Source organism: Geomonas subterranea, from assembly GCF_019063845.1.
Classification (GTDB): domain Bacteria; phylum Desulfobacterota; class Desulfuromonadia; order Geobacterales; family Geobacteraceae; genus Geomonas; species Geomonas subterranea.
In genome coordinates this window covers 4,678,460-4,696,362 of the sequence record NZ_CP077683.1, presented here as the reverse complement: position 1 = coordinate 4,696,362, position 17,903 = coordinate 4,678,460, and the positions used below count along the sequence as shown (strand labels likewise).

The window sequence follows — 17,903 nt, the reverse complement described above, 5'->3', positions numbered from 1 at the left end:
TCCAATGAGAAGCGTAGCGCCCGATTTGGCTCATTATTTGCTAGATAGTAAGCATACTGACAATCGGGAGCACGCAGATGATATTCCAGCAGACATTGGGCAACAAGGTAACCTTCAGCGGCATCGGCCTGCACACCGGCAAGACGATCACCATCACGCTGCGTCCGGCGGAGCCCGGCACCGGCGTCGTCTTCCACAGGGTTGACCTCACCCCGGCTGTCTCCATCGAAGCGCACGGCAGCAACGTGGTCAACACCAGGCTCTCCACCACCATCGGCCGCGGCGAGGCGAGCGTCTCCACCATAGAGCATCTCATGGCGGCCCTGTACGGCTGCGGCATCGACAACGCCCACGTCGACATCAACGGACCCGAGGTGCCGATCATGGACGGCAGCGCCGCCCCCTTCGTGGCCGCCATCGTCAAGGCGGGAATCAAGGAATCCAAGAAGCCCCGCAAGTACCTGGTGATCAAGAAGCCGGTCAGCGTGACCGAGGGTGACAAGAAGGCCTCCATCATCCCGTCGCGCCACTACAAGATCTCCTTCGACATGCAGTTCGCGCACCCGGCGGTGAAGAGCCAGTTCCGCTCGTTTGAATTCAGCCAGACCAGCTTCACCGACGAGTTCGCCGCAGCCCGCACCTTCGGCTTCCTCGCCGAGGTGGAAATGATGAAGTCCCACGGCCTCGCGCTGGGGGGATCGCTGGATAACGCGGTCGTCATCGGCGACAACGGGGTCCTCAATCCCGAAGGGCTCAGGTTCCAGGACGAGTTCGTGCGCCACAAGATCCTCGACTCGGTGGGCGACTTCTCCCTCGCCGGCCACCGCCTGATCGGCCACGTGAAGGCAACCAAGTCCGGCCACGACCTGAACCACAAGCTGGTCATGGAAATATTGAAGCGCCCGGACTGCTACACCCTGATCGAGTTCACCCCGCAGGCCTTCAACGCACCCTTCAACCTCGCCATGCCGGAACTGGCCTGGCTGGAGGCGTAACGGGCAGGTTAGGGTCGAGGTTAAGAAAAATCACGAAGCAGCTCCTCCGGGGGCTGCTTTTTTCGTTCCCGGCGCAGCATGGAACTGCTTGAAACTGCTGCCCCATTCGTATAAAGTGGCCAGATGCCGATGTCCGACCCAAAAGGGGGCTCCCCCCGTACATGCAGGGTACCGAATTACCCGCCGGAGAGATCAGAAAGCGCAAGCGCGAGGCGATCATCGTCTGCGTGTCGCTGCTCTCTATCGTGCTCCTCACCTACCTCGAGATCCACCTGTCGCGCCTCTCCTCCGAGGTGCCGATGGGGAGCAACATCGTCATCTTCGCCATCATCAACGTCATCATCCTGCTCATCATCCTCCTGGTGTACCTGGTGTTCAGGAACATCACCAAGCTGTTCCTGGAGCGGCGCAAGAACACGCCCGGAGCCAAGCTGCGCACGAAGCTCGTGCTCGCCTTCGTCACCCTGTCGCTGGTGCCGACCATGCTCCTTTTCTTCGTCTCCGCCGGCTTCATCACCAACAGCATCCAGAACTGGTTCAACAAGCAGGTGGAAACATCCCTGAACGAGTCGATGGAGGTGGCGCAGGTCTACTACAAGACCTCCGCCACCAACGCGCTCTACTACGGCGAGCAGATCAGCGAGGCGATCAAGGAACGCAAACTCCTCAACGAGGAGAACCTGCCCCAACTGAAAGCCCTGGTGCGCCAGAAGCAGAAGGAGTACAACCTGGGGGTGGTCGAGGTGTTCTCCGCGCAGCGCGAGGAGCTCTTCCGCGCCGGCAACCCCAAGCTCCCGATGGGCGAGTTCACCAACCCCTCGTCCGAGGACATCAACGTGGGGCTCGCCGGACAGAAGCTGACCCGGGTCAACGCCATCGGCAAGGCCGACCTGATCCGCGGCATCGTCCCGATCCGGAGCAACTTCAACGACAAGGACGTCGTGGGGGTCATCGTGGTCAACTACTACGTCCCCTACTCCCTGGTCTCCAAGATGCGGGAGATCTCCGCCTCCTACCACGAATTCCGCCAGCTGAAGATCATGAAGCATCCGATCGCCACCGGCTATATCCTGACCCTGTTCCTGATCACCATGGTGATCGTGTTCCTCGCGGTCTGGTTCGGGGTCTACCTGGCCCGCAGCCTCACCATCCCGATCCAGGAACTGGCCGAGGCGACCCGGCAGGTGGCCGAGGGGAACCTGGACGTGCACCTGGGCGAAGGGGGTGGCGACGAGATCGGCATGCTGATCGCCTCCTTCAACCGGATGACCGAGGACCTGCGTGAAAACCAGCTCGCCCTGCAGCACACCAACGAGGAGCTGCAAAAGAGCAACCTGGAACTGGAACAGCGGCGCCGTTACATGGAGGCGGTGCTCGCCAACGTCACCGCCGGCATCATCTCGGTGGACAAGGGTGGCCTGCTCACCACGGTCAACAAGTCGGCCGAGAAGCTTCTTCTGATCAACAGCGACAAGGTCACCGGCAAGAACTTCCGCGAGGTGCTGCAGGCCGAGCACCTGGACATCGTCAAGGGGCTTTTGCGCGACATGGTGCTCGACAAGCACGACGCCATCGTGCGCCAGGTGACCATACCGATGCGGGACGGAGAACTGACCCTGCTCACCAACCTGACCGTCCTCAAGGACGAGAACGACGCCTTCATGGGGATGGTGGTGGTGCTGGACGACCTCACCTCCCTGATCAAGGCGCAGAGGATGGCGGCCTGGCGCGAGGTGGCCAGGAGGATCGCCCACGAGATCAAGAACCCGCTCACCCCGATCCAGCTCTCGGCGCAGCGGCTCAGAAAGCGCTACCTCTCACGTTTCGAGGGGGAGGAAGAGGTCTTCGACCAGTGCACCGCCATGATCATCAAATCGGTGGACGAGCTGAAGGGGCTGGTGAACGAGTTCTCCAACTTCGCCCGCATGCCGGCCTCGGTACCCAAGCCCAACGACCTGAACGACATCCTCAAGGAGGCGCTCACCCTCTACGTGGAGGCGCACCGCCACATCCGCTTCACCCTGAACGCCGACGAGAAGATGCCCCCCATCATGCTGGACCGTGATCAGATCAAGCGCGTGGTGATCAACCTGCTGGACAACGCCGTGGCCGCCATCGAGGGGGAGGGAGCGATCGAACTCGCCACCTCTTACGACAGCACCCTCAAGATGGCCACCTTCACCGTATCCGATACCGGTCACGGCATCGCCGCAGAGGACCGCCCCCGGCTCTTCGAGCCGTACTTCTCCAGGAAAAAGAGCGGCACCGGCCTGGGCCTTGCCATCGTCAACACCATCATCTCCGACCACCACGGCTTCATCCGTGCCAAAGAGAACCACCCCAAGGGGAGCCGCTTCATCATCGAGCTCCCCGCCGACGCTTGAACTCTCCCCCCCATCCCTTGACGGGAGGGGGCCGGGGGGTGGGTGAAGCCGGCAGCGGCATCGCTGATGGCACCTTCCGCCACCCCCGTACCCCCTCCCGCAAGGGGAGGAGGGCGTTTTAGCAGAAGGCCCGGGCACTGCTGAAGAAGATGTTTCGGGTATTGATAACGAAAGGGCGTGCTGGGTCGGCACGACTGACCCGCCCCGCAGAGATAAGATATGCAGCTTAAGAAAATACGGGCCTGGCTTTTGCCGCTTCTGGCCACCATACTGACCGTCATCGTCCTGGGCGTGAGCCTCATCCCCCGCCTGCTCGACCTCGACACCTACAAAGCCGAGATCCTGGCACAGGTGAAAGCCTCGCTGAAACGAGACCTGCAGTACCAGACCGGCGCCTTCACCATGCGGCTCACCCCGGCCTTCACCTTCACCGGGGTAACCATCAAGGAGAAGGACGGCTCGACCAATTTCGCCAGCGCCGACCGGCTCACGGTAAGAATCGCCATCCTCCCCCTTTTGCGCCGCGAACTGGTGCTTTCCCGGATCGAACTGGATCACCCGGCCATCAGGCTGTGGCGCGACCGGCAAGGGGTGTTCAACATCGCGGACCTCCTTACCCCCACTGGCGGCGAGGCCCCGGGCATCCACGGCGTCGAACTCAAGAAGGCCACGATCCACTTCGCCGATTACGCCTTCGGGGAGCGGCCGGTGGTCACGGAACTCTCGGATGCGGACCTGTTCCTGAGCCGGATCACCCGCGGCAGGGATTGCGACTTCAAGCTCAACGGCCAGCTCGCTTCCGGGAAGAGCAGGGTTCCCATAGACATCTCCGGGGTGGCGGGGATCCCTGCTGCCGGGGTGCCGTTCACCTCGATGCCCGTTCACGGCAAGATCAAGACCGGCCCCATCGACGTCGGCCACTTCTGGCCCTACTACAGCCGCTTCGTCCCGTTTAAAAGCCTCTCCGGCCAACTGGAGCTGGAGGCGAACCTCAAGGGACATCTGAACAAGTTCAAGGGAAAAACCGACTTCCGCTTCACCAGGATGAACCTCGACTACCCGCAGGTGTTCCACGCGAGGCTGACGCCGAAGTCCTTCAAGGGCTCGTGTTCGTTACAGCTTACCGAGCGCGACCTCGAGATCGATCACGTGAAGACCGACCTGGACGGCTTCAAGGTGAGCGGCAAGGTGAAGCTCTCGGACCTGCACTCCGGGGACCTGCGCATCACCGCGACCGCCAGCAGCAACAGTTTCAACCTGCGCGACTACCACCAGTACATCCCCTACGGCATCATCGTCGACGACACCTCGCACTTCATCGAGCAGAAAATCACCGGCGGCGTGTACCGGCTGGACCAGGGACGCCTGGACGGGAGGGTGAGCCAGATCCTGCACATGGAGCGGGGGCAGAACTACAACGTCCTCTACATCAAGGCGCACGTCGAGGACGGGGTAGTCAATTACGGCTCCGGCATACCCGTCTTCACCGGCATAAAAGGCCAGCTGGAGCTTGCGGGGAAGGACTTCTTCCTCAAGGGGATGACCGGGCGCTTCGGCACCTCGCCGCTTACCCTCGAAGGGCGCATCACCGACTACCCGCTCGACCACCCGTGCCAGTACCCCTTCACCGCGAAGGTCCAGCCGAGGCAGCCGGAAGTGGTCTGGCTTCTGGGCAAGGGAATCGGCTCCTTCACCACCAACGGCATCGTCAACCTCAAGGGCGAGGGGGGGACCTCACTCTACAAGCTCTCCGGCGACAGCGACCTCACCACGGCCTCCTACAGCTTCAAGGACCTGGTCGCGAAGCCCGCCGGGCGCACCAACAGCGTCTCCTTCAGCATGGAGTTCGACAAGGAGCAGTTCCGCATCACGGGGCTGCGCTACCAGCTTCCCCCCGCTTCGCTGTCAGCGACCGCCGTCAGCAGATACGACGGCCCGGTCAGCATGGAGATCCGCACCAACCAATTCCAGAGCACCGAGGTGGGGCAGCTGGTCCCCATGGTGAAGAAGTACCATCCGACCGGCATGGTGCAGCTCCTCCTGCATGCCGCGGGCCCGGACATGGACCGGCTCACCTGGGGCGGCAACGTGGGCCTTAGCGGTGTCACGCTTAAGCCCGGGGAGAAGATCAAGCCCCTGACCGGGGTGAACGGCACGGTGAAGGTGAACGGCGAAACCTACGAGACCTCGCAGCTCCAGGTCCGGCTCGGCACCACCAGCATCACCGGGCGGGGGGTGCTGACCGGGGTGCAGAATCCCAGCTGGCAGCTCATCTTCACCTCTCCCTCGGTCGATCCCGCCGACCTGGGGATCGCCACCGGCGGCGCTCCGGTGCGGGTGGAGCGGGTGCAGGGGAACCTCACCTACCAAAAGGACAACCTGCAGATCACATCGCTCTCCGGTTCGCTGGGCAAGACCTCGCTCCAGGTAAAGGGGAGCGTCAAGGACCTGCAGCACCCGCTGGCGGAGCTGGTGGTCGCCGCCCCCTACCTGAACCCCGACGACCTGATGCCGCTCTTCGGCGGCCCCGGAGGGGATGGGCACCTCACCGTCAGGGCCCACGTCACCGCGACCGAGGGGAAATTCAAGGACTTCCCGTTCCAGCACTTAAGAACCAGCGTCTTCTACGAGAACCGCGTGCTGCAACTGCTCCCCTTCGAATTCAGCTCCTTCGAGGGTGAGGTCACCGGCAGGCTGCGCAGCGACCTCACCGCGCCGGCCCACCACGCGCTCACCTGCAGCGTCCAGAAGGTCTCGGCCGCAGCGCTCCTGCGCTCGCTGGGGGTCAAGAAACAGGAGGTGACCGGGGCCATCTCGCTGCAGGGCGACCTGAACGTGCGCGGGGAGAGTGCGGCCGATTTCAAGCGGAGCCTCCAGGGGAACGTGAAGCTCAGGATAGAACGCGGAAGCATCAGGAAGTTCTCCACCCTCTCGAAGATCTTCTCCATCCTGAACGTGTCGCAGCTCTTCAAGGGGGAACTCCCCGACATGGTTTCGGGCGGGATGCCCTTCAACAAGATCACCGGGGACATCGCTTTCACCAACGGAGTCGCGTCGACGCAGAACCTGTTCGTGGACAGTAACGCGATGAACATCTCCGCGGTGGGGAAAGTGGACCTGGTCAGGGACGAACTGGACCTGAACGTCGGGGTACAGCCGCTGCAGACGGTGGACAAGGTGGTGAGCAAGATCCCGATATTCGGGTGGATACTGACGGGAAAGGACAAATCGCTGATCACCACCTACTTCGAGGCGAAGGGACGCATCGAGGACCCCCAGGTAACGGCGGTGCCGGTTAAATCGCTCGCCAAGGGGGTTTTCAACATCTTCAAACGGGTCTTCGAGCTCCCCGCGCGCCTTATCACCGACACCGGAGAGGTTATCATCGGGCGCTAAACGGTCGGGCGCTCGCGTATACCAGACTTTTTTTAGTTGTAAAGTCCGTTAGTGTTGTGCTATTTTTTCTAACCGTTGTGAATTCCTTAATTTCATCCAACACGGAGGAAACTGTGAAGAAGACTTTGGTCGTATTGTTGGCAATCGTTGCAGTGGCAGCTGCCGGCTGCAAGAAGAAAGAAGAAGCTCCGCAGGCACCTGCACAGCAGGCACCGGCTGCAGCCCCCGCATCCCAGATGCCCGCAGCAGCTCCGGGTACCGATCCGCACGCTGGTCTGAAGCCGCAGGAAGTGAAGGCGGGCGCAGGTCACAAAGGTAAGGTCCTCGAGACCATGGACTCCGGCGGGTACACCTACGTCCTGATCGAGGAGAAAGGCGAGAAGCTGTGGGTTGCAGCAATGCAGACCCCGGTGAAAGTCGGCGACACCGTCGAGTTCCCGGACTCCCCGCCGATGATCAACTTCCAGAGCAAGACTCTGAAGCGCACCTTCGACAAGATCATCTTCGCACCGGGCCTGGCTGTCAACAAGTAAGCCATCCTCCGCAGCAAGGATATAAAAAGGCGCCCCCCGCAAGGGAGGCGCCTTTTTTATTGTTCGTCAGCCTGGGAAACAAAGAGATCCCACGCGTTCTCGTCTCGCCCCAGCCTCCCCTGTCGAAGGGAAGGACTCAAGATCACGTTCAGCGCTTGGTAGACCTTTTCCCGCGCCCCACGCCCGCCTGGGCGGCACCATCGAGGGCCGCCTCGTCAGCGGGGTCGAGTTCCAGGGCCCGTTGGTAGTGGCGCGCCGCCGCAGCACGATCCCCCTGCGCCAGGGCCAGCTCTCCCAGGGCCACGAAAGCCGGGAGATGGTTGGGAACCAACTGCGCGAGCTTCCGGTAGGAGCGCGCTGCGCCCTCGAGGTCGCCCCCCCGCTCCTGCAAGCCCGCCAACTGCAGCCACCCCCACGGGTTATCCGGCTCCTGCCGCGTCATCCCCTTGCAGAGCCTGACGGCCCCCTCCCAGTCCCCCTCCTGCTCCAGGGTTTCCGCCTGCAGCAGCTCGGTCACGAAGCAGTAGCCCACCAGTTCCCGCTGCGCGACGAAATCGGCACGGCTGAAGCGCCCCTTTTTGCCGGCCTTTTGCAGCGCCTTCAGTATGGACTGGCGCGAGCGCTCCACGAAGGGATCGCGGCGTACCAGGAACCCCTCCCCCTCCTTTTCCTCGAAGAGATCGGCCGGCACCTCGTGCCGCCGCACCGCGCCGTGCAGCAGTTCCGTTCCCGGGTAGTACACCAGGGGTGAGACTTGCCCGTCCTGGGGCCTGATCCGGTCGATCAGGCGCACGGTCTGCTGCAGGTCCTCGTCGTCCTCCCCGGGAATACCGGTGATCAGATAGACGGAGAGGTTGATCCCCGCCTTGCGCACGGCGGCAGCCGCCCGCTCCACGTCCGCCGGAAGGATCTTCTTCCCCAGCGCCTTGAGCATCTCCGGGGAGCCGGATTCCACCCCGAACTGAACGCACTCGCACCCGGCCCGTTTCATGGCGACCAGCATCTCCTGATCCACCGCGTTGACGCGGGACTGGCAGTTCCACAGGATGTGCAGCCGCTGCTCCTCGATGAGGCGGCAGATCTCCAGCACGCGAGCACGGTTGGCGGTGAAGGTGTCGTCGCGGAAGGAGAAGTAGATCAGCCCGTAGCGTTCCTTCAGAAACCGCAGTTCGTCAACCACCGAGGCCGGCGAGCGGAAACGGACGCCGCGCCCCCAGAAAAGCGGCGACGAGCAGAACAGGCAACTAGCCGGGCACCCGCGGGAGGTGATCACGAATTCGAGCTGGCGCCGCAGATCGACGCCGATGGTCGCGCCGGGGTCGTGCGCCGGCAGGGGCAATTGGTCCAGATCGGCCACGGCTGCGCGGGAGGGTCCCAGCAGGATCCCCCCGCCTTCACGGCAGGCGACCCCGGCCACCTGCGACAGCGCCCCCCCGTCCGTGCGGGCCTCAACCAGCTCCAGCAGGGTCTGTTCCCCTTCCCCCAGCACGATGGCGTCCACCTCACGGTGCCGCTCCAGTTGCTCGCGCCAGGAATGGGTCGCGTGCGGACCGCCTAGGACGACGCAGCAGGAAGGGTCGACTTCCTTGGCAAGACGGGCCAGGCGAATGGATTCCGAACGGTTGTGGGTGAACTGGGAGATGCCGACCAGCTCTGGCGAGAGCCGGTGCAAAAGCACACGCACCTGCGGCCACGGGAGGCGGGAGAGGTTGGCGAGGGTCACACTGTGCCCCGCATCCCTGAGCACCGCGCTCAGGGAAAGCAGGCCTACCGGCAAGAGCGAGGTGAACGGGTCACGCGCCCCTTCTGGATGGCATTTGTAAGCCAGGAGAATCTTCATGCAGCGCTCATAAAAAAATCCGGCCCGAGGGCCGGATTCGTGGAAGGTACCTTGTGCCGGAGACTAGTTGCTGGTGAGCCCGTCCTCTTCCATGGAGTTCTCAGAGTTGTCCTCCTCGACCCCGAGGATCAGGTCGTCAAGCTTGAAGACATCCGGGTTGACCTTGGCGATCCGCTTGGCTCCGAGGAAGCGCGAACGGTAGTAGGAAGTGTTCAGGGAGGAGATCACCACCCTGCGGTCACGCGAGGAGGCGTGAATCATCTTGTTGTTGCCGAGGTAGATGCCGACGTGGGAAGGATAGGAGGCATAGGTGGCGAAGAAGATCAGGTCCCCCCTCTGCAGATCGCCCGGAGCCACGGCGTTGCCGACTTCGAACTGCTCGCGGGCCGTGCGCGGCAGGGAGACTTCCAGCTCCTTGAAGACGTGCTGCACGAAGCTGGAGCAGTCGATACCGGAGCGCGAGCTCCCGCCGAAGCGGTAACGGGTCCCCAGGAAGCCGTAGGCGGACTTCTTCAGTTCCTTGATGCTGTCTGCCTTCAGTTCGGTGTTCTTGGAAAGATCGACCTGACGCTCAGGCTCGAGCGAGGCGAGTTCCTGCAGCCCCTGCTCGTAGTCCTTCTCGTTGAAAAGGTCGGGGTGACGCAGTTGCAGCTTCCTCGACACCTTGACCTTCGGCTCGTCCGCGGGTTCGCTCTCCTTAAGTACCAGCACCTTTCCCGCCTTCACCCTGCTGCCGCTGAGACCGTTCAACCTCTTCAGCTCGGCGACCGAAACACCGGTCTTCTTGGCGATGCGGGAAAGGGTCTCGCTCTTTTTAACCTTGTACACCTTGGAGTCGGCGGCCGATGCGCTCTTCCCCTCGGATACGGAGCGGGGAGGGATGACCAGGAGCACGCGCGGCTTCACGCTGTTGCCGACCAGGTTGTTGGCGGCCTTCAGCTCTTCGACGGTGACGTTATATTTTTTGGCGAGTGAGTATAAGGTTTCGTGCTTCTTTACACGATGGGTCTTTGCGGCGAAGGCGAGCGAAGGTATGGAGAGCATGACGATGCACAGGGCAAAGAGCTTCAGGCTTTTTATCATGAGTCCTCCTTCATTGTTTTAGAAAAAAAAGCGGGTGCGTCGATTTATATAACAAAAGACGCCCCCTGTCAACTTTAATGCCCTCCGCTCTGCAGCACCGCAAACGCAACCAGGCGATTTTCCTTGTTTCAGCGCTTGCGGGGCGGCAGCTTCGCCTGTTTCTTTTCCACGGTAACCCGCACCAGGGAGCGGTCCATGTTCACCACCACCACGCCGGGGGGGAGCCTGATCAGATCCTTGCTGATCTGGATGTTGTTGTTCCCCTCCTTCGCCTTGGAGAGGTCGAGGTCCACCACGATGTCGAGGTTCTTCGGGGAGGCGACCAGGTTGGAGAAGGACTTGAGCTGCAGGTCCACCTCGTCCGGGTAGCTCCGGGTCAGGGTAAGGCTCTCGGGGAGATTGTGGAAGGTGACCGGCGCGGTCACGGTGAGGATCTCACCCTGCCGGTAGGTTATCAGGAGCCAGCTCGCCAGGACGACGCAGAATATGCCGACCTTGGGCCAGAAATTGGAGATGAGCCGCTTGAACAGACCGACGCGCTGCTCCTCGCGGGAGAGCGGCTGCAGCAGCGAGGTGAGCCGGCCATGCAGTTGCGCCTGCGATGCCATCACCTCGAGGTCACCCTGCAGCGACAGGGAGACCTGGCCCCGTTCCTCGGAAACCACGACGATGACCGCGTCGGAGCGCTCGGAGAGCCCCAATGCGGCACGGTGGCGGGTCCCCAGGTGCTGCGGCACCTCCGCGCTCACCGACAGAGGCAGATGACAGGAGGCGAGCGCGACCCTGCCGTCCTTCACCAGGACCGCTCCGTCGTGCAGCGGCGATCCCGGCATGAAGATACTGGTGACCAGGGAACCGCTCACCAGCGAGTCCATCGGGACGCCGTGCAGGATCAGGTCGTCCAGCAGTTCCTCGCGCTGGAACACGACCAGGGCCCCGATGCGCTGCGAAGCGAGCGAGAAGGCCGTGGCGGAGAACTCCAAAAGATCGACCCGCACCACGCTCTCCTGATGCTCGAAGAGGTTGCGCAGCAGGCTCAGACGGTACAGCGCCTGCCGTATTTCAGACTGGAACACGACGATCAGGAGAACCAGGAGCACGGTCCCCAGCTCCTGAAGGATCCAACTGGTCATGAACAGGCCGAAACTCTTGGTGACGAAGTAAAGCACCCCGAGGAACAACAGCCCCAGCACCACCTGGAGCGCCTTCGAGTTCTTGAACCAGCTGTAAAGCTGGTAGACCAGGAAGGTCATGATCAGTATGTCGGCGATATCCTGCGGCCTGATTTGCGGGTACAACGGGTGCCTCCTTGGGCGACGGCGCGGGCGGGGTGTTCGAAGCGGGCGGCGTTATAAACGGCGCGGGCCGCTTTTTGCTGGCAAGCCGTGGCGCTTTGTGCTAAAAATCAAGCCTTGCCAAAAGGCTTCCCGGCGCGGGAAGCGGTCAAAATTTATAGCATTTCAGGCGTCAAAAAGGTAGGAAAATATGTACGCATTGTCGGAAAAGGGTGAGCGCATCCGCGCCATGTTCGGGAGCATCGCTCCGCGCTACGATCTGTTGAACAGGCTCCTGTCGCTGGGCATCGACCGGCGCTGGCGCCGTTTCGCCGTGGGCAAGATCGGGCTGCGCGGACCGGGGCTCGTGCTGGACGTCGCGACCGGCACCGGTGACGTCGCCCTGGAGATAGCCACCCAGACCCCTGCTTCCGTGAGCATCGTCGGTATCGACTTCACCCCGGAGATGATCGAACTCGGGCGCGTCAAGGTGCAGGAGTCGCGTCACGCCGGCCGCATCAAGCTCGAGGTTGCCCCGTGCGAGGACATCCCCTACCCGGACAGCAGCTTCGACGCCGCCACCATCTCCTTCGGCATCAGGAACGTCGTCGACCGGCTTAAGGGGCTGACCGAGATGCGCCGCGTGCTCAAGGATGGCGGCAAGATCGTGATCCTGGAGTTCTCGACGCCGACCATGCCGGTGTTCAAGGACATCTACCACTTCTACTTCCTGAAGGTGCTCCCCAAGATCGGCGGTGCCTTCTCCCGGTTCAGTGCCTACCAGTACCTTCCCGATTCCGTCCTCGAGTTTCCCTCGCGTGAGGTGTTCAAGGGGATGATGGAAGAGGTCGGCTTCAAAGAGGTGCACCACTTCGACCTCACCGGCGGCATCGCCACCGTCTACGTCGGAACGAAATAGAACCAGGCCGGGGTTTAGGTCAGGGCAGAGAAAAAGGCTATGGTTTCTACCATAGCCTTTCTTTTTTCCCCGACGCGCAGGCGTCCCGCAGGGGATTTCAGACGTCCCATGCCGCGGCCTAAACCTGCTTTTGAAACATGATCCTCGCCACCGGCATCTCCGGGGCGTCGAGCTCTTCCTCCAGAAGCAGGATCCTCCCCCCATACCCCGCGAAAATCCGCCCCAACTCCCCCGGTTGCAGCAGGAAATCCTTGCGGTGCTCTCCCGGCATTCCCGGCGCGTCCAGTATGGTCTCCATGAGGAGCACCCCCCCCGGGACGAGCGCCTCCATGAGCGACGGGATCAGCTCCCGCATCAGGAAGTTGAAGTTGAGGATCAGGTGGTACTCCCCCTGGGGACGCCAGCAGTCCAGGTCCGCCTCGATGAACTCCACCGCCACCCCGACCTCGGCAGCCCGCCTCCTGGCGCGCTCCAGCCCCCGCGGCGAGATGTCCACGCCGGTCGCGATGAAACCATGCTGCGCGAGGTAGATGCTGTTGCGCCCCTCGCCGCACGCGAGGTCGAGCGACCGCCGCCCCGGGACCAGGGACATGATGCGCTCCAGGGTGTCGGCCAGCAACCGCGAGGGGCTCTGCGAGAAGAAATGCTCGGGGCCGCTGTAACGCTGGTCCCATTTGATGCGATCGGATTCCATGCCCTCACCCTCCCCTGCCTTTTCTTGAAAGGCCGAGCACAAATTCCCCATTTTCGCAGCACTTGTCAAGCCTTTCCACGCCCGCCGGGAGGGACTGGGAAGCCCTTCACTCAGCCGCACAGTCGAAGCGAGGCATAGCAAAAAGTAGCCTGTCCCCTTTTCACTTCAACAACGCTGCATTCACCTGCCACCTCGGCGCATCCGGCGGTCGCGACAATTGCGACACATTCTGTCGCTCGGCTGTGGTTTCCTGTAGAAAAACAGGAGGTGCACCATGATCTACCTTACCAACGATGCGCTGGACCAAGCGGTTTACTTCGAGATGCGGGGCAAGGAGGCACTCCGCACGGGAAAATCCTTCCTGCAGGTCTACCACGGACTCTTGGGCAACGGCGTGCACGAAGTGGAGGTCACCCTCAAAAAGAAAAGGGGGGCGGTGGAGGTCGCCTTCGGCGACAGCGCTCTGTTCTGCTTCGTCGAGGAGGACGCCCTGCGCCGGATGCTGGAAGGTATGATAAAGGAAAAGACCGTGCATTGAGCACCTTTCCCCCTTCGCTTGACTTCGACCTCATGGACGGTAGGATTAGCAGACACTAATTATTGCCGATCCCCTGGGGTTCACATGCAAGCGACAGCTCCGCGGCGCGCTGCTCCTCCGGGCCAAAATCCTCCTGCTGACGCGACTTTGCCACCTGCGGCAAGGCGGGCTCCGGCAGGATATCAGCAGGATCGGCAGGGGGGAAACCAATGAGAAAGTGGCTGGTCTCCGTTCTGCTCCTCTGCGCCCTCCCGGGGCTCTCCGGCGTGTGTCACGGCGCCGGCTTCAAGGTCAGCGAGCAGGGAGCCAAGGCCATGGGGATGGGGAACGCCTTCGCCGCCCAGGCCGACGACGCGAGCGCCTTGTACTTCAACCCGGCGGGTATCGCCTTTCTTCCCGGGATCCAGGTGAGCCTCGGGGCACTGGGGATCCTGGTGCCCCAGACCGACTTTCACGGCACCACGCCACTTTCCGGCACTCCGCCTCTGGATACCGGGACGGCGGTGGTCACCGAACATTCCAGGCGCGACATCGTCATAGCTCCCACCCTCTATGCGAGCTATGCCCTGGAGAACCTCCCCCTCTCCTTCGGCCTCGGCGTCAACGCGACCTACCCGCTGTCGAAATCCTGGGATGACTCCAGCGTCTTCCGTAACCAGGTGCAGATCGCGTCGATCAAGCCGATCAACTTCCAGCCCACGGTGGCCTACCGTGTCGACGCCCTCAACCTGGGGGTCGCAGCTGGGATCGACATCACCTACGCAATGGTATCGCTGCAAAAGTCGCTCTACTCCCCGGTCATCGATCCCACCGCGCCGGCACCCCCTTTCGGGGCCTACGAGGTGGGATCGCTCGGCCTGAACGGGACCGCGATCTATATGGGGTACAACCTCGGGCTTTTGTGGAAGCCGCGCCGGGACCTGAGCTTCGGCCTCGCCTACCGCAGCAAGATCACCCTCGACATCACCGGCGACGCCAATTTCCTGGCGACGACGCCGACGGGTATGGGCGCCATCGGCCTTTCGGACTCCGCCCTTTTCCCCTACACCAGGGCGCACGCCAGCAGCAGCGCCTCGACCAGCATCACCCTCCCCGACACCTTGGACCTCGCCATCGCCTGGCGGCCGACGGATCGCATCACCCTCGAATTCGACGCCACCCGTACCGGCTGGAGCAGTTTCGAGAAACTGGAGTTCCACTTCGACTCCCCGCAGTTCGCCGCGTTCAACAACCAGCCCGACCCCAGGAAATGGCGCGACGTCTGGAGCTACAAGTTCGGCGCCCAGTACGTCGTCAATCCGCGCCTGGCCCTGCGCGCGGGATACTCCTTCGACGAATCTCCGGTACCCGACCAGACCGTGGACCCGCTGCTCCCCGATGCCGACCGGCACAGCTTCTCGGTCGGCACCGGCATAGGGACCACGCTCGGCTCCGTCGACCTCGCCTACATGTGGGTGCACTTCGTGGACCGTGCGGTGCATAACCAGGAGATGACCACCCTGCGCGGCTCAAACGGCGTCTTCAAGAGCGACGCCTATCTGCTTGCCGCGAACCTGAACCTCAAATTCTGAGTCGCACCCGGCTGCGGAGGTACGATATGACCCGACACCTGCTACGCCTGCTCGGCATCCTGCTGTTTTTCCTCCTCACCCTGGCGGGGTGCGGCTCGGACTCAGGGATGAGCCAATCGGTGAGCCCCAATTCCGCCCTTTTCGACCCCACCACCGGGGAAGTGCCCCTGCCCAACGTCCTGGCTACGGCCACGGCCCGGGACCCCATCACCCAGTACGCCGACCCGGCCACGGGGGCCGTGGGGCTGAGACCCGCTAACCGCCCCATGAACCCGCTGGAGGCGCTCGCCTACGTGAACCGCTACGAGGTCGGCGGGAGCAACGCGGTGGCCGGCGTCAACGCCCCCATCTACCTCCGTTTCGCCCGCCCGCTTATGCCCGACACGGTGAACGCGGCGAACATCAAGGTGTTCCTTGTAGCGGCCGACACGGCGGCGCCCACCGCGACCGAGAACAACCCGCTGCGCTTCGCCGACGTTACCGGCGCTTTCGGCTTCAGCTATACTCCCGGGCGCAGTGACGTCGCCCTGTTCCCCACCTTCCCGCTCCTCCCCGGCAGCCGCTACCTCTACCTGGTCACCGACCGGGTGAAGGACGCCGCCACCGGCGGCTCGGTGAGCAGTTCGGTCTATTTCTCCGCCCTCAAATCGGACCTTCCCCTGGTCGGGCCGTTCTCGCCGCTCGAGCAGATCAGGGGGAACAGCGTCGACGGCAGCGGCAACGTGATCTTCTCAGGCTACGCCAAGGTGATGAAGGACCTGACCGCCGCGTCATCGGTGAGCAGCGTGTCGAACCGCAGCCAGATTGCCCTCATCGGACGCTTCAACACCACCGCGGCAGGTTTCATCGCGACCGATCCGGCGGACCCGGCGGGGAGCCTGGTGCCGGTGGAGAGCGCGCTGCGCGCCTTCGCCGCCGGCAGCGACCTCCCCGGCGGGCTTTCCGGCAAGAGTTGGCTCGGCGCCGGGCTCAACTCGGTCACCGTGACCGGCACCCTCACTCCTGCCGCGTACTGGGGCGCAGTCCTCGCGGGGACCGGAATCCCCGTTGCAGCGCCGGCAAGCGTCGGAGCGGTGGTGACCGGAAGCATCGCCAGCGCCGACATCTCCATGAACCCCGTGGTCGCCCGAGGGAACCCGGTCATGAACCAGCACCTCGCCTTCGGCAGTTACAGCGCGGCGAGCGCGGTGCTGCTACCCTATCGCGACGCGGCAACCGGAAGGCTCACCGGGTTCTACTACAGCGACCGCCAGATCCCCTTCGTCTACTTCGCACCCGCCGGCACCCCTCCCGCAGGGGGGTGGCCCCTGGCCATCTACCAGCATGCCATCAACGGCAGCAAGGAGCAGGCGATCGCCGTAGCAGGTACCCTCACCGCCGCGGGGTACGCGGTGGTCGCCATCGATCTCCCGCTGCACGGCGCCCTCGCCGTGCCGGGGCACGTCACCGGCACCGCCTGGGGAGAGGACTTCATCGCCCTGGGGGCGCCGCTTGCCGCGCGGACCAACGTCCAGCAGGCCGCCTTCAACCTGGACCGCCTGGAGCTGGTGCTGGCAACCCCCTCCTTCAACCCCGCCTTCGCGGCGCAGGGGTTCACCCCCCTGGGGGCCAACGCGCCCAACCCGGGACTGAAACCGAAATACGTGGGCGTGAGCCTGGGCTCCATAGTCGGGGCCTACTACCTGGCCGGCAACACCACCCTCTCCGCGGCGCAGGGCACCCCTCCCTACACCCAGTCCTCCCTCGACGCCGACATGAAAGGGCTCCTGAGCGTCCCCGGCGCGCGCATCGCCTACCTGTTGCGTGACAGCGTCGATTTCGGCCCCAGCATCAACGCCGGCCTCGCCCGCGCCGGGATCACCTCAGGGACGCCGACCTACGAAAAGTTCTTCCAGCTCACCCAGTCGGTTTTCGACCCGGTCGACCCCGCCACCATGACCACCCCCCTCCCCGACCTGCGTACCGGGAGCGTGCTCCCCGCCAGGCTTTCCGGCAGGGTGCTGATACAGGAGGCTACCAGCACGACCTTTGACGCCAACGGGCGCCCGACCAACGGCGACCTGGTCATTCCCAACTGGAGCACCCGCTACCTCGGCAACGCCCTGGGTGGGCGCGGCGTCCTGGGCACCCCGGAGGCGCTCGCGGTGGCGCCGGGCTTCGACCAGTTGAGCTGTCTCTCCGGCCGGGTTCCCGCCCCCTTCATGATGACCGTTTCCGGCGGCGCCGTGGTACCGAAGGTCGCTCCCGCCGCCGGAGATGCCGCCGCGGCCGGGCCGCGCGAAGGGTACTTCCAGTTCGACCAGCCCGACGTGAGCCACGGCTTCCTCATCGACCCGGTCACCTCGCCGCAGAGCTTCCTCTTGGGGCAGCGGCAGATGGCCTACTTCGTCCGCACCGGATTGGTGATCGATCCCGCCGTCGTCTCCGCCTCGCTCCCCAAAGTGCGCCGCGCCCTGCCGTCCCTGCCCCCCTACCGGGTGATCCCGGCGCCGGCATCGCGGCTCTTCGCCTCTCCGTCATGATCCAGCCGGGCCCCGCCACCTCAGGCGGGGCCCGCCCCCCATCCGGCACCACCCGCGCCGCACTCCCCCCTCCCCAAATCCTTTGCAGGCACTCCCCACCCAAACTTAGCTCTCGACAAAATTGGCCTTTTGCAATATATTCCGCCAATCGTGT

Annotated in this window: 12 protein-coding genes; 8 read left to right on the top strand and 4 right to left on the bottom strand. The window is 63.5% G+C overall.

The window, feature by feature from the left end; translation table 11 throughout:
• The first annotated feature begins 77 nt into the window (after positions 1–77).
• From lpxC to KP001_RS20450, 4 genes are all read left to right on the top strand, one after another.
• Entirely contained in the window at positions 78–995 is a 918-nt protein-coding gene (gene lpxC / locus KP001_RS20465) for a UDP-3-O-acyl-N-acetylglucosamine deacetylase (RefSeq protein WP_217287358.1), read from the top strand.
• Between the two features lie 161 nt (positions 996–1,156).
• Positions 1,157–3,379, top strand: coding sequence for a sensor histidine kinase (locus tag KP001_RS20460; RefSeq protein ID WP_217287357.1), 2,223 nt, complete (start codon positions 1,157–1,159; stop codon positions 3,377–3,379).
• A 219-nt stretch (positions 3,380–3,598) separates the two neighbouring features.
• Complete coding sequence (locus KP001_RS20455) at positions 3,599–6,775, top strand: DUF3971 domain-containing protein (RefSeq protein ID WP_217287356.1); 3,177 nt, start codon at positions 3,599–3,601, stop codon at positions 6,773–6,775.
• A gap of 113 nt (positions 6,776–6,888) precedes the next feature.
• Positions 6,889–7,308, top strand: coding sequence for a hypothetical protein (locus tag KP001_RS20450; protein WP_217287355.1), 420 nt, complete (start codon positions 6,889–6,891; stop codon positions 7,306–7,308).
• 148 nt (positions 7,309–7,456) lie between these two features.
• Here the strand turns inward: KP001_RS20450 and KP001_RS20445 are convergent, their stop codons facing one another.
• The 3 genes from KP001_RS20445 to cdaA form a co-directional block, all read right to left on the bottom strand.
• On the bottom strand, positions 7,457–9,148 hold the full coding sequence (locus KP001_RS20445) for a B12-binding domain-containing radical SAM protein (RefSeq protein ID WP_217287354.1): 1,692 nt from the start codon (positions 9,146–9,148) through the stop codon (positions 7,457–7,459).
• A gap of 63 nt (positions 9,149–9,211) precedes the next feature.
• Positions 9,212–10,231, bottom strand: a complete 1,020-nt coding sequence (locus KP001_RS20440; protein WP_217287353.1) for a C40 family peptidase — start codon at positions 10,229–10,231, stop codon at positions 9,212–9,214.
• A gap of 128 nt (positions 10,232–10,359) precedes the next feature.
• The gene (cdaA, locus tag KP001_RS20435) at positions 10,360–11,529 is read right to left on the bottom strand and encodes a diadenylate cyclase CdaA (RefSeq protein WP_217287352.1); all 1,170 of its coding nucleotides are present in this window, start codon (positions 11,527–11,529) and stop codon (positions 10,360–10,362) included.
• A gap of 187 nt (positions 11,530–11,716) precedes the next feature.
• Between cdaA and ubiE the strand changes: the two genes are divergently transcribed.
• Positions 11,717–12,424 (top strand): bifunctional demethylmenaquinone methyltransferase/2-methoxy-6-polyprenyl-1,4-benzoquinol methylase UbiE, encoded by a 708-nt coding sequence (gene ubiE / locus KP001_RS20430; protein WP_217287351.1) that lies wholly within the window; start codon positions 11,717–11,719, stop codon positions 12,422–12,424.
• Between the two features lie 118 nt (positions 12,425–12,542).
• Here ubiE and KP001_RS20425 read toward each other — a convergent pair whose 3' ends face one another.
• Positions 12,543–13,118, bottom strand: coding sequence for a class I SAM-dependent methyltransferase (locus KP001_RS20425; protein ID WP_217287350.1), 576 nt, complete (start codon positions 13,116–13,118; stop codon positions 12,543–12,545).
• A 274-nt stretch (positions 13,119–13,392) separates the two neighbouring features.
• On the opposite strand from KP001_RS20425, the gene KP001_RS20420 reads away from it, so the two are divergent.
• The 3 genes from KP001_RS20420 to KP001_RS20410 all read left to right on the top strand — a co-directional run bounded on the left by KP001_RS20420 (position 13,393) and on the right by KP001_RS20410 (position 17,749).
• A complete protein-coding gene (locus KP001_RS20420) occupies positions 13,393–13,656 on the top strand; it encodes a hypothetical protein (protein ID WP_217287349.1) in 264 nt (87 codons plus the stop codon).
• 209 nt (positions 13,657–13,865) lie between these two features.
• Positions 13,866–15,227, top strand: a complete 1,362-nt coding sequence (locus tag KP001_RS20415; protein ID WP_217287348.1) for an OmpP1/FadL family transporter — start codon at positions 13,866–13,868, stop codon at positions 15,225–15,227.
• Positions 15,228–15,253: 26 nt separating this feature from the next.
• Positions 15,254–17,749: a hypothetical protein gene (locus tag KP001_RS20410; protein ID WP_217287347.1), complete on the top strand. Its 2,496-nt coding sequence runs from the start codon at positions 15,254–15,256 to the stop codon at positions 17,747–17,749.
• The last annotated feature ends 154 nt before the right edge of the window (positions 17,750–17,903 follow it).